The organism is Candidatus Cloacimonadota bacterium (genome assembly GCA_021734245.1).
In the GTDB taxonomy this organism is placed as follows: domain Bacteria; phylum Cloacimonadota; class Cloacimonadia; order Cloacimonadales; family TCS61; genus B137-G9.
The window spans coordinates 1-24,860 of sequence record JAIPJH010000007.1; the positions used below are offsets into that span (position 1 = coordinate 1).

24 protein-coding genes are annotated in these 24,860 nt (G+C 37.2%); 14 read left to right on the forward strand and 10 right to left on the reverse strand.

The genetic code is table 11. From position 1 onward, the window contains the following. The 8 genes from K9N40_02135 to K9N40_02170 all read left to right on the forward strand — a co-directional run. A partial coding sequence (locus K9N40_02135; GenBank protein MCF7813261.1) for an AMP-binding protein occupies positions 1-687 on the forward strand: 687 nt, incomplete at its 5' end. A 20-nt stretch (positions 688-707) separates the two neighbouring features. Beyond that, positions 708-1,349, forward strand: coding sequence for a hypothetical protein (locus K9N40_02140; protein ID MCF7813262.1), 642 nt, complete (start codon positions 708-710; stop codon positions 1,347-1,349). 17 nt (positions 1,350-1,366) lie between these two features. Beyond that, entirely contained in the window at positions 1,367-2,548 is a 1,182-nt protein-coding gene (locus K9N40_02145; protein ID MCF7813263.1) for an alkaline phosphatase family protein, read from the forward strand. Between the two features lie 24 nt (positions 2,549-2,572). Continuing rightward, complete coding sequence (locus K9N40_02150) at positions 2,573-3,478, forward strand: cation diffusion facilitator family transporter (GenBank protein ID MCF7813264.1); 906 nt, start codon at positions 2,573-2,575, stop codon at positions 3,476-3,478. Beyond that, positions 3,462-4,358 carry a DMT family transporter gene (locus tag K9N40_02155; GenBank protein MCF7813265.1) on the forward strand — a complete coding sequence of 299 codons (897 nt, stop codon included), beginning with the start codon at positions 3,462-3,464 and terminating at the stop codon, positions 4,356-4,358. The genes K9N40_02150 and K9N40_02155 overlap by 17 nt, the downstream gene beginning before the upstream one ends. Continuing rightward, positions 4,336-5,703 (forward strand): NAD-dependent succinate-semialdehyde dehydrogenase, encoded by a 1,368-nt coding sequence (locus K9N40_02160; GenBank protein ID MCF7813266.1) that lies wholly within the window; start codon positions 4,336-4,338, stop codon positions 5,701-5,703. The genes K9N40_02155 and K9N40_02160 overlap by 23 nt, the downstream gene beginning before the upstream one ends. Positions 5,704-5,757: 54 nt before the next feature. Continuing rightward, positions 5,758-6,180 carry a hypothetical protein gene (locus tag K9N40_02165; GenBank protein MCF7813267.1) on the forward strand — a complete coding sequence of 141 codons (423 nt, stop codon included), beginning with the start codon at positions 5,758-5,760 and terminating at the stop codon, positions 6,178-6,180. A gap of 22 nt (positions 6,181-6,202) precedes the next feature. Beyond that, complete coding sequence (locus tag K9N40_02170; protein ID MCF7813268.1) at positions 6,203-6,628, forward strand: hypothetical protein; 426 nt, start codon at positions 6,203-6,205, stop codon at positions 6,626-6,628. Here the strand turns inward: K9N40_02170 and K9N40_02175 are convergent. Then, a complete protein-coding gene (locus tag K9N40_02175; GenBank protein MCF7813269.1) occupies positions 6,625-7,782 on the reverse strand; it encodes an HD domain-containing protein in 1,158 nt (385 codons plus the stop codon). The two genes, K9N40_02170 and K9N40_02175, sit on opposite strands and share 4 nt — an antisense overlap. Positions 7,783-7,836: 54 nt before the next feature. Next, on the reverse strand, positions 7,837-8,466 hold the full coding sequence (gene trmB / locus K9N40_02180) for a tRNA (guanosine(46)-N7)-methyltransferase TrmB (GenBank protein ID MCF7813270.1): 630 nt from the start codon (positions 8,464-8,466) through the stop codon (positions 7,837-7,839). 161 nt (positions 8,467-8,627) lie between these two features. On the opposite strand from trmB, the gene K9N40_02185 reads away from it, so the two are divergent. The 4 genes from K9N40_02185 (at position 8,628) to K9N40_02200 (ending at position 14,988) form a co-directional block, all read left to right on the forward strand. Continuing rightward, positions 8,628-10,484, forward strand: coding sequence for an endonuclease (locus tag K9N40_02185; GenBank protein MCF7813271.1), 1,857 nt, complete (start codon positions 8,628-8,630; stop codon positions 10,482-10,484). A 27-nt stretch (positions 10,485-10,511) separates the two neighbouring features. Then, positions 10,512-12,197 carry an AMP-binding protein gene (locus K9N40_02190; GenBank protein MCF7813272.1) on the forward strand — a complete coding sequence of 562 codons (1,686 nt, stop codon included), beginning with the start codon at positions 10,512-10,514 and terminating at the stop codon, positions 12,195-12,197. A 273-nt stretch (positions 12,198-12,470) separates the two neighbouring features. Then, complete coding sequence (locus K9N40_02195) at positions 12,471-13,703, forward strand: glutamate--cysteine ligase (GenBank protein MCF7813273.1); 1,233 nt, start codon at positions 12,471-12,473, stop codon at positions 13,701-13,703. Further along, positions 13,684-14,988, forward strand: coding sequence for a hypothetical protein (locus tag K9N40_02200; GenBank protein ID MCF7813274.1), 1,305 nt, complete (start codon positions 13,684-13,686; stop codon positions 14,986-14,988). The genes K9N40_02195 and K9N40_02200 overlap by 20 nt, the downstream gene beginning before the upstream one ends. Position 14,989: 1 nt before the next feature. Here K9N40_02200 and zupT read toward each other — a convergent pair whose 3' ends face one another. From zupT to K9N40_02240, 8 genes are all read right to left on the reverse strand, one after another. Continuing rightward, a complete protein-coding gene (gene zupT, locus K9N40_02205) occupies positions 14,990-15,892 on the reverse strand; it encodes a zinc transporter ZupT (GenBank protein ID MCF7813275.1) in 903 nt (300 codons plus the stop codon). 25 nt (positions 15,893-15,917) lie between these two features. Further along, entirely contained in the window at positions 15,918-16,343 is a 426-nt protein-coding gene (locus K9N40_02210; GenBank protein ID MCF7813276.1) for a pyridoxamine 5'-phosphate oxidase family protein, read from the reverse strand. A gap of 12 nt (positions 16,344-16,355) precedes the next feature. Then, the gene (locus K9N40_02215; protein ID MCF7813277.1) at positions 16,356-17,330 is read right to left on the reverse strand and encodes a calcium/sodium antiporter; all 975 of its coding nucleotides are present in this window, start codon (positions 17,328-17,330) and stop codon (positions 16,356-16,358) included. 20 nt (positions 17,331-17,350) lie between these two features. Then, the gene (locus K9N40_02220) at positions 17,351-18,133 is read right to left on the reverse strand and encodes an MBL fold metallo-hydrolase (GenBank protein MCF7813278.1); all 783 of its coding nucleotides are present in this window, start codon (positions 18,131-18,133) and stop codon (positions 17,351-17,353) included. A 12-nt stretch (positions 18,134-18,145) separates the two neighbouring features. Further along, a complete protein-coding gene (locus K9N40_02225; GenBank protein ID MCF7813279.1) occupies positions 18,146-19,093 on the reverse strand; it encodes an HD domain-containing protein in 948 nt (315 codons plus the stop codon). Positions 19,094-19,104: 11 nt separating this feature from the next. Continuing rightward, entirely contained in the window at positions 19,105-20,154 is a 1,050-nt protein-coding gene (locus K9N40_02230) for a PHP domain-containing protein (protein MCF7813280.1), read from the reverse strand. 3 nt (positions 20,155-20,157) lie between these two features. After that, positions 20,158-22,119, reverse strand: a complete 1,962-nt coding sequence (locus tag K9N40_02235; GenBank protein ID MCF7813281.1) for a T9SS type A sorting domain-containing protein — start codon at positions 22,117-22,119, stop codon at positions 20,158-20,160. Positions 22,120-22,238: 119 nt separating this feature from the next. Continuing rightward, positions 22,239-23,126 carry a lysophospholipid acyltransferase family protein gene (locus tag K9N40_02240; protein ID MCF7813282.1) on the reverse strand — a complete coding sequence of 296 codons (888 nt, stop codon included), beginning with the start codon at positions 23,124-23,126 and terminating at the stop codon, positions 22,239-22,241. Between the two features lie 155 nt (positions 23,127-23,281). Here K9N40_02240 and tsaB point away from each other — a divergent pair, with 155 nt between their 5' ends. Together tsaB and K9N40_02250 are read left to right on the forward strand one after the other, a co-directional pair. After that, positions 23,282-23,971 carry a tRNA (adenosine(37)-N6)-threonylcarbamoyltransferase complex dimerization subunit type 1 TsaB gene (gene tsaB, locus K9N40_02245; protein MCF7813283.1) on the forward strand — a complete coding sequence of 230 codons (690 nt, stop codon included), beginning with the start codon at positions 23,282-23,284 and terminating at the stop codon, positions 23,969-23,971. Continuing rightward, positions 23,971-24,450: a cytidine/deoxycytidylate deaminase family protein gene (locus tag K9N40_02250; GenBank protein ID MCF7813284.1), complete on the forward strand. Its 480-nt coding sequence runs from the start codon at positions 23,971-23,973 to the stop codon at positions 24,448-24,450. Before tsaB ends, K9N40_02250 begins: the two co-directional genes overlap by 1 nt. Positions 24,451-24,860: the final 410 nt, after the last annotated feature.

Below are 24,860 nucleotides of genomic sequence, written 5' to 3' on the forward strand. Positions count from 1 at the left end.
CGCGAGATCGTTTTGGGTGGAGCAGCTTTGAATAAAGAAGTGGAAACCTTCCTGCGGGATATTAAATTTCGCTATACTGTTGGTTATGGCATGACGGAATGCGGACCTCTGATCAGTTATGTGAGCTGGAAAAATTTTAAAAGATCTTCCTGCGGAAAAGTAGTAGATAATATGGAAGCCCGTATCGATTCCAACGATCCACAAAATGAAGTAGGTGAGATACTGGTTCGTGGTGAAAATGTGATGAATGGATATTACAAAAACAAGGAAGCAACAGCTGCAGCAATTGATGAAGAAGGCTGGCTGCATACCGGTGATCTGGGAATTCTGGACAATGAAAACAATGTATTTATCAAAGGACGCAGCAAAAGTATGATTCTGGGTGCTTCCGGCAAGAATATCTATCCAGAAGAACTGGAAGCCAGATTGAATAATCTGCCCTTTGTCCAGGAATCTATCGTCATCGAAAAAGACGGAAAACTGGTTGCGCTGGTCTATCCCGATATGGAAGCGGTCGATTCCGAAAAGATCGATGAACATGAATTGAATAAAAAAATGGAAGAAAATCGGATTCTGATGAATAAATACTTTCCTGCCTATATGGCTATCAATAGGATAGAGATCTATCCCGAAGAATTTGAAAAAACACCAAAACGCAGCATCAAACGTTTTTTGTATTCGAATTAATAATATTCTAAGGATTCTTTATGTGGCGTCCATTGCTGATAATTTTGCTGATTTTTGCAGTCCTGGCAGGTTTGTATTATTATTACAACAAACCGGAAATTACTGAGAACAGTGAAGAACAGATAAACGCTAATAAAACACCCAGGCAATCTGCGCTTTTCCGCCCCAAATCTATTGCTTACAAAACTGGACTGCTGGACTTGATGATATCTCCAATGGCTCGTTATTCGATTTCTGCCAGAATTTTATCCAAACGGCGTTATGTTCGAGGATGGCAATCGGAGATTTCTCCGTGGGACATTGTTTTCGGCTGGGGTGATGCTGCCAAAATGATAAGTGTGGAAAATCTTGGAATTAAACAGGCTGTTCGCCATTATTCTTTTCGAGTAGCAGCCGATATTCCGATGACAGGTGAATACATCAGAACTCACACCTCCAATAATCACATAATTCCAGCAAATGATAATATTCGCAAAGCAATTTTGTTTCTGAGTAAATATGATATTGTGAAAATGGAAGGTTATCTGGTTAATGTTAATGGTAAAAAAGGTCATCAAAATGTTTCCTGGATATCCAGTTTAAGCCGTAATGATTCAGGAAGGGGTTCAGTAGAAGTATTTTACGTGGATTCTGTTCAGAAAGGAAATAAAATCTATAAATAAACAGGAAATAATATTATATGAATGTAAACAATGGAATAATGCTGCCCAATTACGAAAATAGTATATTGAACCTTATTTCTTCAATATTGGAAAATTATGATGTTAAGCCTTTTCATCCAGTTCTAAAACAGAATTTGAATCTTTCAAAAAAACAGAATGTTATACTTTTTATTTTAGATGGTTTTGGCATGAATCTTTACAGTAAATTTGCTGAGAAAACTTTTTTAAAGGATCATTTTGTGGATAAACTTACATCTGTATTTCCACCCACCACAAGTGCTGCAATTTCCAGTATCACCAGCGGTCGTGCTCCAATTGAACACGGAGCGATCGGCTGGACTTTGTTCTTCAAAGAATTTGCCAAAAATATCGATTATCTACCCAACTGGGATTCTATTTCCACCAAAACTCAAAATTCTAATAAGTATAATGTTTATGACATGGTCGGAGCAGAGAGTATTTTTTCCATACTCCGCAAGAAACGGCCTGAACTGATGCTTTATCAAATTACCGAAAGTGGCTTACAGAGCAGTTTTAATGTGAATAAAGTTGCAGCAAATACAACGGTGATGAGCCCTCAAAATAGTGAAGATCGTTACGACTTGATCTACAATACGATAATTCAGCATCCAAACTTACAGAAATTTATTTATTCCTATTCATCCAGCCCCGATCATCTGGAACATCATCATGGTGTTTTTTCGCAGGAAGTGGAAGAATTTTTGAATAAAACATTCTTAGAACTGAAGATACTCTGTGAAAAATTAAAAGGAACCAGCACATCGATTTTGATAACCGCAGATCACGGACTTATCGATATCGATGAATATTTCTATTTAAATGAAGATGAAGAGCTATTCCAGAGCGTGATCTTGCCAGCTTTCCCCGAACCAAGGTTTTTAAGCTTCTTTGTAAAAAAACATCGGATGAATCAGTTTTTGAAAGCTGCAGAAAAATATGAAGATCATTTCTGGATATTATCTCGAGAAGAATTCCTTAATTCCAAACTTTTGGGAATGGGAATCGAACATGCCAAGATCGATGATTTTGTAGGAGATTATTTATTCATTGCCAAGTCTACCAAAGCTTTGCGTGGAATTTATCAACAAAATGGAAAGTGGGACAAAGAGTTTAAAGCTCATCATGCAGGCATTACGCCAGCAGAAATGCAAGTTCCACTTTTAAACATCGAACTTTGAGTTGAAATAAAAAAATTTGATTTTATGAAAAATGCAAAAACACAAATCGGTTATCTACAGGCGATCATTTCAGTAATAATAAATATTCTGTTGTTTGCAGTTAAACTATGGGCGGGAATAAAATCAGCTTCGATAGCTATTATCGCCGATGCCTGGCACACACTTTCCGATTCATTTTCTTCGTTCTTACTTATTATCGGGTTCAAAATATCCAGTAAACCTGCGGATGAAAAACATCCTTTTGGCCACGGTAGAGCAGAGATAATTTTTTCTGTGATCGTAGGTACAATTTTAGCAGTGATCGGCGTAAATTTTCTGGTAGAATCGATTGAAAGATTGAAAAGTGTCCATTCCGCTCAGTTTGGACTATTTGCCTACATCGCTACAATAGTTTCAATATTGGCAAAAGAAGGAATGGCTCAATTTGCGATTCGAATGGGAAAGAAACATAATTCCTACCTTCTTATTGCGGATGGCTGGCATCATCGATCCGATGCGATTTCATCTATAATAATTTTAATAGGAATTATTTTGGGAAAGTATTTCTGGTGGATCGATGGTATTTTGGGAATATTAATGGCATTCCTGCTTTTCTATGCTGCTTATGATGTATTAAAAAATTCAATTAGTCATTTAATTGGTGAAGAACCTTCTGATGATTTGATTTGTGAGATAGTTGAATTGATAAGAAATAAAATAGCACAACCAGTTTATCTGCATCATCTGCACGTGCATTATTATGGCGATCACAGAGAAGTTACCTTTCATATCGAAATGAATCCCGATCTGGCATTAAAAGAAGTTCATACGGTAATGGATGAAATTGAAAATCTATTACGAGTAGAAATGAATATCGAAGCAACAATTCATGCGGAGCCTTACAGCCTGCCAGATTCTGAAAATATTAGTGAACATGACAAATCAAAATAAAGCCTACATTTTTGCTTCTTTTGCTGTGCTTTTCTGGTCTACTGCACCTTCTGCATTCAAGCTGACACTGCGATATTTGAACACGATTGAAATGCTTTTATATTCTTCTTTTACAGCAAGTTTAGCATTATTTCTAATCCTGATTTTTCAAAAAAAACTGAATCAATTCAAGCAATTTTCCAATAAAGATTTTCTGCATTCTGCAATCTTAGGATTTCTTAATCCTTTTTTCTATTATGTTATTTTATTCAAAGCTTACACACTTCTGCCAGGCCAGATGGCACAACCACTAAATTTCGTATGGCCGCTGATGATCGTACTTCTATCAATTCCAATATTGGGACAGAAGATAAAACCTGCCAGTATTCTGGCAATTTTCATCAGTTTCTGCGGGGTAATAATAATCTCTACCAAAGGACGATTTGCTACAATGGATATGGTGAACCCGCTGGGAGTTTTTCTGGCTTTGTCCAGTTCAATTATCTGGGCACTTTTCTTTTTGATAAACGTTCGTGACAAACGTGATGAAACATTGAAACTTTTCCTCAGTTTTACTTTTGGATTTCTATTTGTTCTGATCGTATTTCTTTTTCAAGCCAAATTTCCAGATTTTATTGGTATTTTAGGAGCAATCTATATCGGGTTATTTGAAATGGGAATTACATTTGTGATCTGGGTAAAAGCTCTAAAGCTATCTCAAACCACTGCACAAGTTAATAATTTGATATATCTTACACCATTTCTGGCGTTAATTTTTCTGAATATTTTTATAAAAGAAGAAATTTTATTTTCGACCATCATCGGTTTGATTTTTATCGTTACTGGAATTTTGATCCAACGCAAAGTAGGAGGTAAAATTGAGAGTAATAAATCCAGCTGATAATCAGTTTGTAAAAGAATATAATAATGACAGTTCTGAAATAGTTCAACTGAAATTGGAAAAAGCCCAAAAAGCTTTCCTGGATTGGAAGAAAACGGAATTTTCTTATCGAGCAAAATTGATGCGAAACGCAGCTGAAATCCTAAGAAAAAGATCACAGGAATATGCTGAATTGATGACTATAGAAATGGGAAAGCTGATTTCCAGTGGTAAAGCCGAATCAGAAAAATGCGCCTGGGTTTGCGATTATTATGCCGAAAATGCTGAAAAGTTTCTGCAGGATGAGCCGATCATTACTGATGCAGATAAGAGTTTTATTACCTATCAACCTTTTGGCGTTATTCTGGCCATAATGCCCTGGAATTTTCCTTTTTGGCAGGTTTTTCGATTTGCCGCTCCCAATTTGATGGCAGGAAATGCAGGTTTGCTTAAACATGCTTCCAATGTTCCAGGTTGTGCTTTACAGATCGAGAAGATATTTTTAGAAGCAGGTTTTCCGGAAGCTGTTTTTCAAACTCTTCTAATTGGAAGTACAGAAACAAAAGCTGTAATTGAGAATCCAATCGTGAAAGCTGTCACACTTACCGGCAGCACTCCAGCCGGAAAATCTGTAGCAGAAACAGCAGGCAAAGTCCTTAAGAAATGTGTTCTGGAACTGGGCGGCAGCGATCCATACATAATTCTGGCAGATGCTGATATCGATAATGCTGTCGATCTCTGCCTGACCAGCAAACTGATAAACTCCGGTCAAAGCTGCATTGCTGCTAAACGATTCATTGTTGTAAAAGAAGTTGTTGAAGAATTCACAACCAAATTCCTGAATAAAATGAGCCAGCAGAAACTTGGAGATCCAACCGATCCAAGAACAAAAATCGGGCCGATGGCACGAACTGATTTACGTGATGAACTGCACCATCAGGTACAAAAATCTATAGAGCAGGGTGCAAAATGTATTTTGGGTGGATACGTTCCAGAAATGAATGGAGCTTTTTATCCTGCTACAATTTTAACTGATGTAAAAAAAGGAATGTTAGCATATTCAGAAGAAATATTTGGCCCTGTGGCAGTTATCATTACAGCCGTTAATGAAGCAGAAGCAATCCAGATTGCCAATGATACAAGTTTTGGTTTGGGAGCTGCAATATTCACTTCCAACCAGCAAAAAGGTGAAGAAATAGCAGCCAAAAAGCTGGAAGCCGGCTGCTGTTTCGTAAATGATTTCGTAAAATCCGATCCCCGCCTGCCTTTCGGAGGAATAAAAGAAAGCGGCTTTGGCAGAGAACTGGCAAGAGCCGGTATTCTGGAATTTGTTAATACTAAAACAGTTAGCATTAATAATTATTGACAATATAAAATGGATTCAGAATTTAATTAATAAAGGAAAAAGAGAGAGAAAAAAATGGGAACTCAGCAGATATTATTGATAATTTTATCGGTAGTAATCGTAGGTGTTTCGATAGCAACCGGCATCACAATGTATAAAGAGAGAGCTAAAGAAGCAAATCGCAGAGCTGTAGTTCAAGACATGTTCAATGTTGCAAGTTTAGCATTAGCATATCGTCGTACACCTGCTTCTCATGGTGGTGGAAAAGTTGATGATTTTATCAGTAATCCAAGAAAATTCTATCAATTTACAGGCTACCCACATGACAACACCTGGATTTATACTGATAATGGTCAGATCTTTCTTATCCGAATTGGATCAAATTATTATGTGATTGGTTATGGGAACGAGCTGGGAATAAATGAAGAGAATCGTATAAGTGCACTGCTGATTTTGGATGCTACAGCAGAAGACAGCATATTACAATTTTCTAACTAACTTTTATTTACAGGAGATTTAAGTGGGCACTCAACAACTTTTATTGATCGTATTAAGTGTTGTGATTGTGGGAGCATCAGTTGCAACAGGAATTATGATCTTCAATAATAAAATTAAGTCCAGCAATCGGGAAGCCATAATTCAAGATATGTATAATATTTCGTCCCTGGCGATAGCCTATTACAAAATACCGGAAACTCAAGGTGGCGGTGGTGGAAGCTGGGATAGTGACAGATTCATGCAGTACAGTGGATTTCCTCTTACCAGAAATGGAAAAAGAATGGTAACCAACAACGGACAAATTAGAGTGGTTGAACTAGCTAATGGACGTTTACGAATAGTTGGTTTTGGAAATGAACTTGGTTTTGATGAAGATAAAGCAATCAGGGCAAGGCTGGTACTGTTTGGACGAGAAATTGAAGGAAGTAGATTTAAAATTTTAAACTAATAAAAACTACCCGGTAATAAATAATTCTTAATTTCTTCGTTATAGTAGCGATCTGTCATTGTAGCAACGAAGTCTCGAACCTTTTCAGCATTATTGAACGATTTCATATAATTCTCATTTTTACGATTCAGGAATTGTGTAAAAACCTTGGAATCGGTTTCATTTGTCTCGATATCTTCCAGATACTGATCGAAAAGAATGTCCATGCTGCGATTGATAATATCTCTGGCATGTTTCACGTTTTTATCGGTGTAAATGCGAGCATAATTGAATTTCTTGAGTTTCAAGAGATAATGTGACGTTTCTTCATCAAATGCCACCTGATCTTTGTCGTAACTATTCAAGATCACACTTTTTACCAGTGTATCGATGATCTGGCTGTTGGTTTTTCCCAGGTACTCAGCGCAATTTACAGGAATTTCTTCCCGCTTTAAAATATTTAATCTGATCGCATCTTCGATGTCCTGTCCGATATAAGCAATTGTATCAGAAATTCTAACCACACAAGCTTCCAATGTTGCCGGCATCCAATTAACCTTTTTTCCCTGTTTCTTACCGGAAATATAAGATTTTATGTCATTTTCAGTTTTATTTCTGTTAGGATGAAGTACAGTATTATGAACTTCTCCATCGTGAGAAATTATGCCGTCCCGCACTTGGAATGTCAGATTCAATCCTTTACCACGATGCGAGATATGGTCTACAATATGAAGGCTCTGTATATTGTGATGAAACTGCCCAATTTTATATTTCTGACAACATTTACTGAGAGCGATTTCACCATCATGACCAAACGGAGAATGTCCCAGATCGTGGCCCAGAGCAATTGCCTCGGTCAGTTCCAGATTCAAGCGCAGCATCTTGGAAATAGTTCTGGAGATCTGTGAAACATAGGTGGTGTGCAAACTGCGATTGGAAGTTTCTTCATCGAACATATTCGTGAAGGAAAAAACCTGAGTTTTACCCTGATAACGTCGATAAGCTCCGCTATGCAGAATTCTATCACGATCAACAGCATAAGGTGTTCTCATATGACAGCGAGGTTCAGGTAAATAACGCTTTTCAGCTTCATTACGACAGGCAAACTCACTGTAATAATCACTGGAATGTTTTATATTTTCATCGTAAATCTTCTGCAGTTTTTCTCTATCCATTGTTTTCTCCCCTACCCTATCTTCATATTTTTTAAAATCTCAAATCTTTAATCGTCAATCTAAAATCTTGACTTTCTTATATTCCATAAAAAAAGGTGGAAAGCCCTCAGCTTTTTTCATTTTTTCAAAATACGTTTCCAGATGATCCTCTGGCGCATTTTTTGTAAATCCATTTTCATGAAGCGATCCAAAATCCTTGCGAATAGAAAAATGATCGACGATCCAGATGGCATAATCGGGATGATCAGTAGAAAGTCTGACAATTCCATCTGGCTTTAAGAGCTTCCAGAGTACATCGATAAAATCCTGATTAATTATTCTGCGTCGATTATGACGCTTTTTGGGCCAAGGATCTGGATGAATAATAAAGATCTTTTCAAAGCTTTCCTCAGCTAAAATTTCTGTTACGGTGCTATCTACAAACAGCCTGATCACTCTTACGTTTTTGTGATCTTCAAAATCCAGTTTCCGCATAATTGTTTTAATGCGTTTTTCTTTTAATTCTATCGCTAAATAATTAACATCTGGATTTTGTCTTGCTTTTTGTATCAGGAATTCACCTCTTCCACTACCAATTTCCAGATGAACTGGATTTGAATTTCCAAAAACCTGATTAAAATCAAGATGTTTATCAGCTTCAGGTTCAATCTCGAAATATGCAAATTTTTTACTTAAATCTTCCATTCTTATATTCTTATTTCTTTTCTTGGAACCAAATTCGAATCTCTTGTTTTTTCTGTCAATCTGCTCAAGTTTACTGCAAGGTTTTCAGAATAACATCTCAATATCGTTTGACACGAAAACTATACAATTTTTTGTAAGTTCAAAGTGAAAAAGGAAGTTATATGAAATATAAAATTTTGTTAATATTATTTTTAGCCGCAGTGCGTTTATTTGCCGATCCTCCACCTGGTTATTACGATGGAACTGAAAACCTTTATGGTGAGGATTTGAAAGCTGTTTTGAATGATATTATCGATGGACATACAGAAGTCAGTTATAGTGCGGCTTGGAATGCACTCAAAGATACTGACAAGGACCCTGATAATCCGAATAATGTAATTTTACTTTATACAGGTTGGTCGGTTACAAATACTGGTTATCCTACCTGGAACCGTGAACATGTCTGGGCAAAATCGCACGGAGATTTTGGGACAACTATAGGACCGGGAACAGATATTCATCATCTCCGTCCTGCCGATCCTGATGTGAACAGTGCACGTGGAAACAAAGATTTTGATAACGGTGGAACCCAGCATTCCATTGCAACAGGCTGCTATTATGACGATGACAGCTGGGAACCGCGTGATGAGGTGAAAGGAGATGTAGCTCGCATGATCTTTTACATGGCTACACGCTACGAAGGAGAAAATGGCGAGATTGACCTGGAAGCTGTAGATGCTGTAAATACTTATCCCAATCCCCAGCATGGAAAGCTCTCAACTTTATTGGAGTGGAACATCATCGATCCTCCCGATGATTTTGAAGAGAATCGAAACGATGTGATCTTCGAAGATTATCAGGGTAACCGCAATCCATTTGTTGATGATCCAAATTTTGCCAATTTAATCTGGAGCTCAACTATTGCTGATTTTGAAGGATTTCCAACTGAGGGAAATGCTCCGCTTACAGTTGATTTCACCGATTTATCTCAATCTCCATCTACAATTGAAATCTGGGAATGGGATTTTGATGGAGACGGCACGATAGATTCCAATCAACAGAATCCACAATTTATCTATCAGGAAGATGGTGTTTATTCGGTAACACTTACAGTTCAAAACGATCTGGGAGATGAAGCCAGCACCACCAAACTGGGTTATATTTTGGTTGGAAGTTCAAATATCCCGATCACGATTTTAGCTGAGAGTTTTGAAGACGGATTGAATTGGGCAGTTTACGATGCTTACAGTTCTTACAGTTGGGAACGAACCAACGATATTGTCAGCAGTTCACATCCAGATAATGTTCCGGATGGTGAATGGTATGTTTACATGAATAATTACGGCAGTAATGCCGGTGCCGATGACTGGTTGATATCTCCAGTTATCGATCTGTCAGATCTTACATATCCGTATTTTACATTTTTCTCCTGGACTAAATATAGCGACAATATTCCCGGTTTGGAAGTTATGGTTTCCACCGATTATAACGGTTCTGGAGATCCGCAAACAGCCATTTGGCAAAACCTGAATCCTGTTTTACCTTCGGCAAATTCTCAGACCTGGATGTCTTCAGGGCAGGTTGATCTTTCTGCTTATATTGATGAAAATATCTACATTGCCTTTCATTATGAATCTTCTGGTTTTGGAGCCAGTTCATGCACAGCCTGGGCTGTAGACAATATAATCGTGGAAGGATTTGAAGTTCAAAATTCTGTGAATGAAATAATTCCTGCCAATATCTCACTTTCCAATTATCCAAATCCTTTCAATCCAGCAACTACAATTACATTTAACGTAACGCAAACGTCTTCGTATGCGAAAATCGAAATTTACAATCTGAAAGGTCAGAAAGTTAAAACATTGCCTGTCATCCTGAGTCCCGAGTCTTTGCTCGGGAAAGCATGTGGCACACCAACGAGTTATTCTGTCGTCTGGAATGGCAAAGACCACAATAACAAGCAGGTATCCAGTGGAATCTATTATTACAAATTGAATATTCTAAACTCACCAATAAAGAAAATGTTGTTATTGAAATAAAAAAGCATTTGATTGTAAGAGGTTAAAATGAAAGATTTAAAAGAACTCACATTGAAAGCTGTTTTAGAACGAAGTAATAAATTGTTTGGTCATCGTACTGCATTTTCCTGGGTAAAAGGCGATCCTCACACATACAAAGATGTATATGAAAAAGTAAATGAGATCAAAATATTCCTGCATAACAACGGCATTATAACTGGAGATCGAGTTGCCATTTTAGCAGAAAATTCTCCTAACTGGGGAATTGCATATCTGGCAATAACAACCATGGGTGCTGTAGTAGTTCCTATCTTACCCGATTTTCATGAAAATGAAGTTCGGCACATTCTGCGCCATTCCGGAACAAAAGCGATCTTTGTATCGGAAAAGTTGTATGGAAAGTTACCTGAAAGCAAATCTAATCGTATGCGAATCCTTATTGATGATTTCAGTATTATCCCTCCTGAAACAACAAAAGAAAAACTTAACTCGATTCTAAATAGCGGTTCCCATGAATTCGCCAAGTTGAAAGAATCTGCTTTAAAATTTACAGGATTCGTAAGCCAGCAAGTCAGAGAAAATGACACTGCAGCAATAATCTATACTTCGGGAACAACAGGCCGTTCCAAAGGTGTGATGTTGACACACAAAAATTTAGTTTTCAACATTTTGGATACTCTTAATATTCAGAATTTAGATGAACATGATCGACTTATTTCGATTTTACCTCTTCCCCATACTTATGAATGTACAATTGGTTTCCTGCTGCCTTTCAGTTGCGGAGCCAGCATTTTTTATCTGGATAAACCTCCTGTAGCAAGAGTTCTTTTACCAGCAATGGCAAAAATAAAACCAACGATGATGTTAACCGTGCCACTTATCATGGAAAAGATATTTAAAACCAAAATCCAACCTACTTTCACACAAAAGAAGCTTTTGAATGTGCTTTACAAAATCCCATTTTTCAGAATTCTGTTACATAAAGCTGCAGCTAGGAAATTATATAAATCCTTTGGTGGGAAACTTCATTTCTTTGGAATTGGTGGAGCACTTTTAGCACCCGATGTAGAAAGATTCATGCGGGATGCAAAATTCCCTTATGCTATTGGTTATGGCCTTACTGAAACCTCTCCCTTGATTGCTGGATGCTCTCCATCTGTAACTCGATATCGTTCTACAGGAACTGTGTTACCAGGACTGGAAGTAAAGATCGAAAAACCAAATCCAAAAACAGGAGAAGGAGAAATCCTGGTAAAAGGACCAAGCGTAATGAAAGGATATTATAAAGATCCTGAACGGACAAAAGAAGTTCTTTCAGATGATGGCTGGTTTCATACTGGAGATCTGGGAATTCTTACCAAAGATAATTATCTATATATCAAAGGTCGTTCAAAAAATGTGATCATCGGGCCAAGCGGTGAGAATATTTATCCAGAATCTATTGAAGCTATAATTAGTGAAAATGAATTTGTTTTGGAATCGATAGTATATTCTCATGAAAAGAAAATAATAGCCAGAATTTATCTTAACTATGAAATGATAGATGAGATTCACGGCACTTCACAACATGAATCTAAAATGGAAAAAATAATCAATAAGTTATTGAATGACATAAAGAGAGAGACAAATTCCCAGCTTTCTCAGTTTTCACGCATATCTCAGGTTATCGAACAAACTGAACCATTTGAAAAAACTCCAACCAAAAAAATAAAACGTTATCTCTATACAAATTAATGAAGATTGTTTGCGGATTTACCTCTCGCCAGCAACTGTCGGATCGCCCCTATAGAAAAGGCTGATGTCCAGTCACGTTATGCTTTGCTAAAACGACACATACAGGGGATAAAATTTGGAAAACTCCGATGCAGAGCAGCGAGGAATTCTTTCGATTAATTTAAGATTTGTATAGATTGTTCACACTATAAAATTTTTCGTTTGACGATAAATACTGCTGTTTAAAAAGATTATTTAGAAAATAGAAAATTAAAAAAAATGTGGTTATCTGAAATGATAGAAAAACAGAAACAAGCTATCTCGGAATATCTGAGACAAAGTGAGAAAAACTCCCTTTTAATCGGAGCAGAACTGGAGTTTCTCATTGTCGATAAATTTACCAAAGAAAGTATCTCATATTACGGAAAACACGGCATTGAAGAACTTTTAAAAACACTTACAAATAATGGATTTACAGCAGATTTGGAAGATGATCATATCATCGGTGTTCACAATGAATATCTTGCTATCACATTGGAACCTGGGGCACAATGGGAAATTTCTTTGAATCCACAGAAAAGTTTTGAGATCATGGAAGCTAATTATTTGGAATTCATGGAATTACTGTTGCCAATATTACAATCTAAAAATCAAATTCCTTTTTCTTCCGGTTATCTGCCAATTAGCAGAATAGATGACATCAAGTTCATTCCCAAAAAGCGATATAAATACATGTCGGAATACCTGGGTAAAACTGGTAAATATGCTCATAATATGATGAAAGGAACAGCTTCTATTCAGGTTGCAATAGATTTTAGAGATGAAGAAGATTTTATCAGGAAAATGCGCTTAGCCTGTAGATTGACCCCGATTTTCAGTGCTGTTTTCGATAATACCGCTATTTTCGAAGGAAAACCATATAAGGATTTCTGCCTTAGAACTTTGATCTGGAATTGTTGCGATAACCAGCGTTGTGGAATTGTTCCATCTGTTTTTTATGACGATTTCGGTTATCAAAAATATGCAGAATACATTTTGAATTTGGTTCCAATAATAATTCAGAATGAAAATGGATCAATTACTTCCGATGATCCTTTTTTCATAAACTTCGATCTTACTAAAAATATCTATGAACAATTGAATCATATTTTCTCAATGTGCTTTCCTGACGTTCGTGCTAGAAATTATATCGAACTTCGCATGACAGATTCACTTCCCTACCCGCTTAATTTTGCTTTCGTTGAACTGATCGACTTCATTTTCAATGATGATGACAACTTCGAAATGGTTGAAGATTTATTGGAGAAAATAAATCTCGATGAAATTAATATGGCAAAACAGAAGATCATTAAGAAAGGCATAAACGCTGAATATAATGGCAAAACAATCATTCATCACATGCAGCAAATCATGAAAAACATTCCTGATGGGAAATACCAGACCATGATCAAGCAGATGGCATCAAAAGAAATAATTCCCAGAGAATTGGAACAGATCGGAGGACAACTTGCATCGACAGATATTTGAAGATTACAAAAACTTTGTTATCGAAAATCCAGAAATCTGTAAAAAAGATTTATTTGAGATCACTCGAAAACTTCAACAATCCAATGCGAAATATAAAGGAAAGATCATAAATTTCCGCTACCAGCCAATGTTTTTCTCATCACAAGACCTTCAGCAATTCAAATCCATTTGTAAAACTATGATGAGCATAATTCAAAAGTGTACAGAAGAATATTTGATGAATCCTGATTTCCGTAAATATTTTAGTTTTTCCAGAGAAATGGAAGAATTGATATTGAGCGATTCCGGTTACAAAACAGCAGCTCCAGTTGCTCGTTTTGATATCTTTTTCGATGAAGATTTCAAGTTCTGTGAACTGAATGGTGATGGCACTTCCGCTATGAACGAAGCCAACACTTTGGAAAAAATATTTCTTGAGTCGAAGATCATTACAAAATTGAAAACAAAATATAAAATTGAATATCACGAGCTTTTCATATCCTGGCTGGATCAGCTTTTGCAGATTTATCAAGAATTTGGTGGTAAGCAAAAACCAAATATTGCTATCGCTGATTTTCTGGGTCTGGGTTCGGTCGAAGAATTTGATATTTTCAAACAGGTTTTTGAAGAAAATGGATTTACAACAGTTATCTGCGATCCAAGAGAAATGAAGTACAAAAATGGAAAATTATATTACAGGCAAACACGCATCGATCTGGTTTATCGCAGAGCTGTAAATCAGGAAATGGAAAGAAGACTGCCCGAAGTTACCGATTTCATAAAAGCTTACAAAGATAAAGCAGTTTGTGTGGTTGGTCCTTTTCGTTCTCAGATAATGCACAATAAGATTTTCTTTTCCATTCTTACTGATCCCGCAAAGACTGCATTTCTAAATGAAGAAGAACACAATTTTATCGATAAACACATTCCCAAAACCTGGAGAATAAATGATGCTCCTCAGCAGGAAATTCTTTCCAGAAAAGATTGTTATCTCATCAAACCAAAAGATCTTTATGGTGGTAGAGATGTTGTTTGCGGATTAGATTGTACTCATAAGCAGTGGATTAAACTACTGACTGATTCTGAAAATAATGATGAGTTTCTTGTTCAGGAATTCTGCAATTTCACTAAACAGGAAATCCCAGATTTGGAAAAAGATAAATTTGTATTCAAACCTTATAAAACAACTTTGGGTTTATTTTGCTATAATGGAAAATTCAGCGGATTGTATTCCCGCATAAGCAAAAAAAATGTAATCGCGGGAGTAATAAACAGTATTACTTTACCAAGTTTTGCAGTTGAATAAATTACTTCATCAAGAGTAAACTTAGAGCCATAACAATCATTCCAGCAAATAATCCAAGCAAACTGTCATGACCTTTTCCATAAGCTCTGCTTGTGGGAAGAAGTTCATCCAAACTGATATAAACCATGATGCCTGCAACTCCGGCAAACAGAATTCCCATTATCTGAGGTGGAATTGCCGTTGTTTCTGAACCAAGAAAAAGGCGAATTCCAAGATAACCAATTATTGCTCCGATCGGTTCGGAAATTCCACTGAGAAAAGATAAAAAGAAAGCTTTTTTTCTGCTTCCGGTAGCATAAAATATCGGCACCGATACACTGATTCCTTCTGGAATATTATGCAAAGCAATAGCAATTGCAATGGCAATTCCTAATCCCGGATCCTGCAGAGCAGAAAGAAAAGTGGCAAGACCTTCCGGAAAGTTGTGAATTCCAATAGCTAATGCAGTGAACAAGCCCATTCTCAACAGTTTTTTATCGGTCACACGATGATCATGAGCACCAGGTTCTGCTGCTTTGGGATGCGCTGCAATTTCATCAAAATCCGGCATTGGAGCATCAGGGTCTCCCAAAGGTTTTGTTTCTTCTCTGGTATGAATCTCATGAGGATTTTCGGCTGACGGAATTAGATTATCGATAAGACCAATGAGTAAAATTCCACCAAAAAAAGCAGCTGCATTTACCCAATGTCCCCAATAATCTCCAAAAGCTTCTGTTAAAGAATCTACTCCTTTATAAAAGATCTCCACAAAAGAAACATACAACATAACTCCAGCAGAGAATCCGGTAGAGATGGAAAGAAATCTATAATTTGTTTTCTTGGAGAAAAATGCTATGGCACTACCAATTCCGGTAGCAAGACCGGCAAATATCGTCAAACCTAATGCGATCAAGACATTCTGCATAAATCACCTATCGAAAAAATAGTTCTTAAACTTGTTCAACTTTCTTTCTGGCAGCCAGCATTTGCCCGATCGGCAAATATTCAATTTCCTGTAATTCTATGTTGAATAAAACAAAATCCGGATCGGCAGGATCCTGCCAGAAATGCTTGATGAATTCTATATTATCAGCGATAAGTATCTTGTCTTTTATGTTTTTTACAATATGAGCATTTCCTGATCCGCGTATATAACCGGAACTTTTCTCACCTTTCAAATTTAAGCAAAATTCTATGTTGTTATTATTATAAATCTGTTTTACTTTTGCATCATTACTTCCTGTTGCAAACCAGAATTTCTGTTTAAAATAAATTAGTGTTACAGGTCGCAAGCGAGGTTTATTGCCATCCACACTAGCCAGATGAACAAGTTGCGTTTGTTTGAAATAACTGTAAATTTCTGTCCAGAAATCCATCTTTTCCACCACTTACTTTCGATAAAGAAGAAAAACCATATAACCGGCATACAAAGCTATAAACATCAAGGCTTCCCAGCGATCTAATTGTCGTCGTTTTCCTGTGAACATCGTTATAAATAATATAAGAGTTATTAAAATCAGAAAGATAAAATCTATATTCAATACTGTGGGAAATTCTATCGGATCGATGAGAGATGTAATTCCCAAAACCATGAAAATATTGAAAAGATTTGAACCAATAACATTTCCTACTGCCAGCCCATATCTTTTTTTGCGTACAGCCACGATGGAAGTTACCAATTCCGGCAAAGAAGTTCCTAAGGCAACTATCGTGATACCAATAAATTTCTCACTTACATTTATAAGTTCAGCGACAAAAACAGCATTTTTTACTACCATATTTCCGCCGAAGAACAAGCCAAGAATTCCAATCGAAACAAATAATACAGATTTCGGTATAGTATAATCGTAAATATTGATAGAGTCTATAACGCTATCTTTTGATATTCCAACCACATAAAAGAAGAATAGTACCAAGCTTATTACCAGGAACAGACCATCCAAACGAGAAAGAAGATTTCCGGCAAAACCAAAATTATTGGCCAGGGCAAATACAAAAACAGTTCCGACAAAAACCATGGGAATTTCTTTTTTTATAGTATTACGTTGAACTGCAATCGGATGAATGATGCCTGCTACTCCCAAAACCATCAGAGTGTTGAAAATGTTACTTCCCATCACATTGCCAAAACACATTTCATTATGACCACCGGTGCTGGAAAGAATGTTAACGATAAGTTCTGGAGCTGACGTTCCAAATGCAACGATGGTGAGACCAATAGCAATTTCCGAAATTGAAAGTTTCTTGGCCAGCGAAGAAGCTCCGTTCACCAGCAGGTCTGCACTTTTGATTAGAATAACAAAGCCGATGATCAGCAGAATTGCTGCCAAACCCAGCGACATAAATATCATACCTTCTATCATAAAACCTACATTAAATAAATTTACACATCTATTAAATCTGTGGCTTCATATTGCGATGAAACCAGCAAATTTAATTCGTGTTTCACTTCTTTTAAGAAATCGCTCATTATTTTGTGTGCCAAATCTGGCAAATTATTTTTTTCACTGAGATGAGCTAAAACCAGGTTTTTCAGCTTGGGATGCAGTATTTGAGTCATTACACCAACTGCCTGTTCATTGCTCAAATGTCCTTGTCTGCTTTTTATTCTCTGTTTTAGATGCGGAGGATAGGGTCCTGTAAGAAGCATTTGAACATCATGATTGCTTTCCAAGATAATTGTAGAAGAATTCTTCAAATTGTGCAGCATCAAATTACTGGAATAGCCAACATCGGTGGCAACTGCCAGTTTATTATTATTTTCCATTTGTTTAAAGATAAAATTCGAACCGTCGATCACATCATGAGAACTGGGAAAGGGACGAATAACTACATCATCGATCTCAAACTTTTCTCCAACTCTAAAATACTTTGTTCCTGCCGGTAATTTACCGACCCGATGACAACAGGTAGAAAAGGTAAGTTCAGAAGAATAAAGTGGAATATTCAGCTTTCTGCACAAAATTCCTGCACCGCTGATATGATCACTGTGTTCATGGCTGATAATGATACCTTTCAATTCCGCTGGATCTACATCGATGCTTTCCAGAAGAGCAATAATCTTTTTTCCGCTCAATCCGGCATCCACAAGGAATGCTGTATTCTCAGTTCGAATGAAAACTGCATTTCCTTTGCTGCCGCTGGCCAGAACACTGGTTTGGAACATTAACAGATCTTCCTATTTGATGTAATAATATCGCATATTCAAGCGATCAAATTCCGACCATTCAGCACCATCTTCCGAAATCTTATTTGTTAATTGCAGAACTCCCACCGTTTGTGCGTCCAGATTGTCGGCATGATGCATAACAATGGCTTCAATGGTTTGTGGTAAACGGGCTGAAGCTTTTTCATATTCGCCATGATGTGCCAAGATCAGATGACGCAATTTCATTAAAATATTTTCCGGGAAGTTGTTCAATCTGGCTGCTCTTTCACAAATGAATTGATCACCCAGTGGAATATGCCCGATCAAACGTCCCTGCACAGAAAAATCGATAGTATTGGCAATTTTATATTCAAACACTTTGCCGATGTCATGCAGAAGGGCTCCGGTAATCAGTAGATCTTTATCCACATCGTACATGTGCGATACGAAATCACAGATCGCAGCTATGGAAATTGTGTGTTCCAGAAGACCTCCGATGTAGTTGTGATGCCAGGTTTTAGCTGCCGGAGCTTGAGCAAATTTGGTATAAAATTCTTTATCTTCAAAAATATTTAATAGCAATTCTTTCAAATTTGGCTGTTTGATGTTATCGATAAAATTAAATAATTTATCGGAAAGTTTGTTCACATCTTTGGCAGTTGTTTCCATAAAATCTGCCAGATTGTATTCTTCTTCATAAAGCTTCTGAATTTTGTTAACTGTAATCTGGATTTGTGTTTTGTAGCTGATGATAACACCTTTGATGCGCAGAACATCACCTTCTTCAAATTTCTGTGCTAACGTTTTTGCATTATTCCACACATTTCCAGGAACAGAGCCTGTTTTATCGGAAAGCTGCAATCTTATATAAAAATCTTTACTGCCTTCCCGCAGGTTCTTCTGAGTTACCAGAAAGTCGCTGATAATTTCTTTGTTCAAATGATCTTTCAATTCACTAACTGTAATTTTTTCCATAATTTATCTCCAGTTTAATCTATTACATAAATGTTATTTGTATAAATCCAACCACGACCAAAACGGGTAATTTCCAAACGGTAATTTCCTGGCTTGGTAATTTCAAAGCTACCATTTTCGTCTCGTTTGTATTCTACTTTTTCTCCATTTTGGAAAAGAGTTACTTTTGCTATTTTGGGAATTCTAAAATAATATTTCAACCCTTTTCGGAACTTGATTTCTTCACCCAGGATTGCATTAGTTTCCCGATTGGAAATTCCAGCGAAAAAATTATAGGGATTCCCCATTTTGTAATTGATTATATAGCTATTACCTTTTTGCAGAGCAGTTAAAATATTGGCCTTATTGATCTCTTTTCCACTTTCAAGGAAAACATTGGTGCGAATAGCATTGTAAAGCGTGCGATGACGCAGGAATTTGAAATTAATCCCGAATTTCTTCATTCTTTCGGTATGAGCATCCACACTGCCGATAGCAGATTTTTTTTTACCTGCTGCGTTCAATTGATCCCACCAATTCAAGACTTCCCGAAATGGTTTTCTTACGAACATTGCAGGAAATAGCACCAAGAAAAGGCCGTTCAATTTTGGTTTCATTTTTCCGATCCATTCCGAAAGATAATTCCAGATCTCGATGCCGTCAAAGCCATCTACATCTTTTTGAAGCCATTCATATTTTCGGAACCGGGAACAGATCCTTCTTTCAATGGGATGAGCTGCAAATCCGATCGCTCCACTATTTTTATAGAACTCGACGTATTCTTGTACTTCCTTGCCTTTCAGCACTTCATCGGAATTGAAAACCAGGTAATGATGATCTTTGTTAGGATCGTTAACTTCCATTCCCACGATAACGACCAGATCTTTTTCTTTTAACACATGTTCATCTTCGGCGGCAGCTTTCGTGTTATGATCGTTGATGGTAACATAATCCAGATCGCGAAGTTTGGCTTCTCGAATGATGCGTGCCATGCTGATTAAACCATCATAAGAATAAATGGAATGATTGTGAATACAACCAGTTACTTCTACAAAATTCCTGTCAAATATCTGTTTTCTTTTCATTTGTTATTTCTTTAAAAGAAGGCATTTTTTATGTTTAACTATTTTTTCGTTTCCGCTTCTGGCAGAGAGTTTCAGCAGATAAACTCCGCTGGAAACCTGTTTACTATTTTCATCCTTTCCATTCCAGATAAAGCTGTTATTAGTATTGGAAATATCCTGCGCCATTTTCCGCACAAGTTGACCTCTAATATTATAGATCTTCAATTCCACATCTTCTGCATTTTCGCTCATGTTGAAATTAATATGCAAATTTCCGTTGAACAAGTACGGATTGGGAAATATCCTCATATTTACGGCAATTGGATCGATCTCGTTTTCCTGGATATCGACCAATTGAAAATCATCAAAATCTATCGCATTGTAGGCGTAGATCTGCTTGGTTTCATCATTCTGAAGAATTGCAACAGCTCTACAATTGGTCATATCGCCATTAATGGTTGTAAAATCCAGGTTATAATCAAAATCTACCGAATCTACGAAGCTTGTATCTGCTGCCAAAGTAATATTTTCGAATTGGGTTGGAATATAACGCAGGATCGGAATCGTGAAACCAGAAGGTAAACTGGCATTGTCAATAACGTCTTCCACTATCATCGTGTAAATGGAACAATCATCCAGGAAATTTGTGAAAACCCTGGTTTCAGAATTCGCCGCTTCCACTTTAATTTCAGCAAATCCAGCATTATCATATTTTCCACTCACATTGAAAGATGAAACAAATGTACTGTCATTCATCGCATCATCATATAGATCTGTAAAATCTGTGATATAACTAGAAGAAATATAACCCGGAATTTGCCGACTGCCATTGAGCACAGTTCCCGGCAATCCGACAAAAGAATATGAATTGTAGCGATTGAAAGAATCTATGCAATAAAATGGAACATTACCAGCAGAAGGAAAATAATTTATCACTTCTGTTGTTTCAGGATCGATGACATCCTGCTGAACTGTCATCACATTTGTGCTGTTATTACTATTTAACTGCACGCAATTTTCTACGATTGTTACCGGCATGGAATGATAAAAAGTATCGAATTCCAAATCCAGGGAATTATTCTGATTTAAACTGTCTGATGCACAACCTATGTAAGCAGAAGCTTCATATTGCGATGCAGAGTGTAACAATCCAAAATATAGACTGTCTGTAAAATCGTAAGTTACTATGCTTCCGGCTGAAATATTATCTACGAAAATAGTATCTCGAACTAAGCCGGTTGTTAATTCCTGCACGAATATTTCGTTTTCGGGAGAGGACATCGAAAAAACCAGATATGCATCTTGAGCTGTAGAATTGGATGCATTGCGAATTGTAAGTTTGGGAAATATTTGTGCTGCACTTGTAATATCACCTTCAAAAGTAAAATCCAAAACATCCAGATCCGTGCCATCGGTTATAAAATGTCCGTACAGGCAAAACAGGAATTCACTCTGATAATTAAAAGAATTCATGGAATAGTAATAATCATTAGTGTAGAAATAGCTTGTTAGTCCATCTCCTTCCGAAGCTGCAATAAATTGATCTGTAGAATTTGTGGGATAATCTACAATCAACCACATTTTCGAATCAATTATCGTATCATTAAATTCAATATTGTTCCAGGCTCCCAGGTTTAACTGATTTGGCTGCACCATTATCGAATCGTAAACAGCATCTGGTTGATACAGAGAATCACGAGCAACTTTTACACTCAACGGATCGGAACTCTGGCTGCCGGGAAGATAAATAAGTGCGCCTTCTGCTGCAAATTGCTGACCTGGAATTGCTCCCAGATAAGTTTCAAAATCGAAGCGGACAGCCCAGCTGGATGCGCCATACCAAAGTTGATCGACCGTGTTCTGATGATAATAAACCAGTGAATCTCGCATTCCGGGATTTACTTCCATTCCACCTGCTGGTCGAAATTCGATAGCGACCAAAAACGAAACAACAGTCAGGATCAGTATTACAAATACTTTTTTCAACATAAACTCCTTTTGGCAAAACTTGCCGAAAAGCCTTTCTTGTAAACCTTTTTTTGAACGATTTTAACTTCAGCAATCCCCGAAAATATAATTGCTGAGTTAACTGAAATTATAAATTATCAAGCCTTTTTAGCTCTTTTATGTCCGCGCCAGCGTCGATGCACCCAAAACCATTGTTCCGGATATTTCAGAATATATTTTTCCAGCTGCTGAGAAACCTTTTCTGTAAGAGCAATAACATCTGCTGTTGTATTCTTGTAACCCTTCGGTAAGATCATCGATTCAAAGATGAATTTATGTTTATCATTCTCTGTTCGTAGAGCAAGGGCAGGAACGATGGGAGTTTGGGTTTTGATGGCGATCTTGGCTGTTCCCACAAAAGTGGAAGCAGGATGCCCCATAAAATTGGTAAGAACGCCATTCTTTCTGGCATTCTGGTCAATCATGATAGTTACAATATATTTTTCTTTCAAAAGCTTGAGGATCTGTCTGAGAGCAGTTTTCAGTTCGATCAGCACCAGACCATCGTCTTTACGCAGAGAGTAGGTGAAATCATTTAAATAACGATTTCGTAATTTTTTGTAGATCACCGAAAGTTTGTGTTTGGTATGAATGTATCTTCCTGCCAATTCCCAATTACCTGTATGAGCAGAAGCCAAGATAACGCCTTTATTCAGCGTAATTGCAGCTTCCAGGTTCTCCCAACCTTCCAAAATAACATCATCGTACAATTTTTCGAAATCGGCAAAATAAATTTCGGCAGCATTCCTGCCCATTTCCCGATACATTTTCTTTAGAATTCTGTTACGTTCCTGCAGGTTCATTTCAGGAAAAACAAGCTGTAGATTCTGCTCTGCCGTTTTCTTTCGAATACCCAAAACCATGCCGCCAAACTGCATCAAATTTGCTGCTACGTTCTTGATGACAGAAAGCGGAAAGTGCTTGACCGTGTAATACAAACACATGAATAAAATATATTCTATCCTGCTCTGGATCGGCTTTTTCATCTAATCTCCATTTGCTGACAAATCTGTAAAAATGTTCCTGGAAGGCAACAGAAATTTTGTGGAAATTTTTGGAAGGGATAAAATATCTTTTTCCCTTTTACTTGACTTTGTGAGATTCATCCGAATCTTGAATTCAAAAATATTTGGAGAATAGGTTGAATATTTTAGCAATTTGCACTACAAGTTCATCTGGCAGCATCGCGATCTGCAAAGATGAGGTGATTTCCTTCAGCAGCTACCTGGATATCAAGATCACTCATTCCGAAAGACTGATGCCGCAAATAGATTTTGGGCTGAAACAATGCAAGATCACATTGGATGAGATAGATCTGATAGCTGTGGCAAACGGTCCCGGTTCTTTTACAGGATTGCGGATCGGACTGGCAACTGCAAAAGGACTTTGCATGGGAAAACAAATTCCACTTTTTCCTGTAAATACTTTGGAACTTCTGGCCTACAATGCTTTTGGCTCACGTTTAGCTGTTCTACCTTTTATCGATGCCAAAATGAATGAAGTTTATGCAGCATTATATTCGAAAGATTTTAAGGAATTGATAATTCCACAAAATGCCAAACCGATTGAATTTCTGAATCTGATCGATCAGCCTGTATTTATTCTGGGAGACGGCATTCAAAAATATTCCAGAGAATTGAAGGAAAGCAAGATTGAGTTTGTAACTGCTCTTCCCCACCAGAATATTCCACAAGCTTCCACATTGATAAGTATGGCACTGCAGCTTAAGGAAATACCCAAATACGATTTTGAGTTCATTTCCGACCTGCAGCCTTATTATCTGCGTAAATCTCAAGCTGAGATCGTGAAAGAAGAAAAGGAGAAAAAATAATGGAAAACAAACGACCAAGCTGGCATCAATATTTTATGGAAATGGCGTTTCTGGCTTCTAGCAGATCTACCTGCCTGCGCCGTAAAGTAGGAGCGATCGTTGTTCTGGAAAATCAAATAGTATCAACAGGATATAATGGCTCACCCAAGCACGTGCGACATTGTGCTCAAACCGGCTGTTTGCGAGCTAAAATGAATGTTCCTTCGGCAGAAAGACACGAACTTTGCCGTGGTGTTCATGCTGAACAAAATGCTGTGATCCAGGCTGCTGTAAATGGAGCTTCCATCAAGGGAGCTGTGCTGTATTGCACAAACCAGCCTTGCGTTATCTGCTCCAAAATATTGATAAATGCTGAGATAAGAACTGTATATATAGCCGAACCTTACGAAGACAAACTGGCTCAGGAACTTCTTAAAGAAGCTGGCGTTGCCATGAATTTGGTGAATAGAGAAACGGGTGTGCTGGAGAAATTGATTTAAGTTTATCAGGATTTCAGCAATTCAGGATTTCAGCAATTCAGGATTTCAGCAGTTCAGGATTTAAGCAGTTCAGTAACTCAGCAAGATTTGTATCTCGTTCACTCTGGAACGAGAAAGAACTTTTTTTTACAATCCCGTCAATCCTGTGATCCTGTCGAAGAAACTATCCGAGTTAATCCGTGTTTATCCGCGGCAATAGAGATTCTTCATAAGAGCAATCGTCGTAAGATTCTTCAGAATGACAGAATTATATTCGTCTTCCTGAGGATTTCAGCAAGATTTGTAAACGAGGAAATCTTAGACATCAAAAACAACTTTTCTCAATACTTATTATGAAGCTTTCGGAAAGTTTTTTATTCAACTCCTCCAGAGTTGTAATTTGTATAAAGATCTAAGCTGGCGGTTTATTC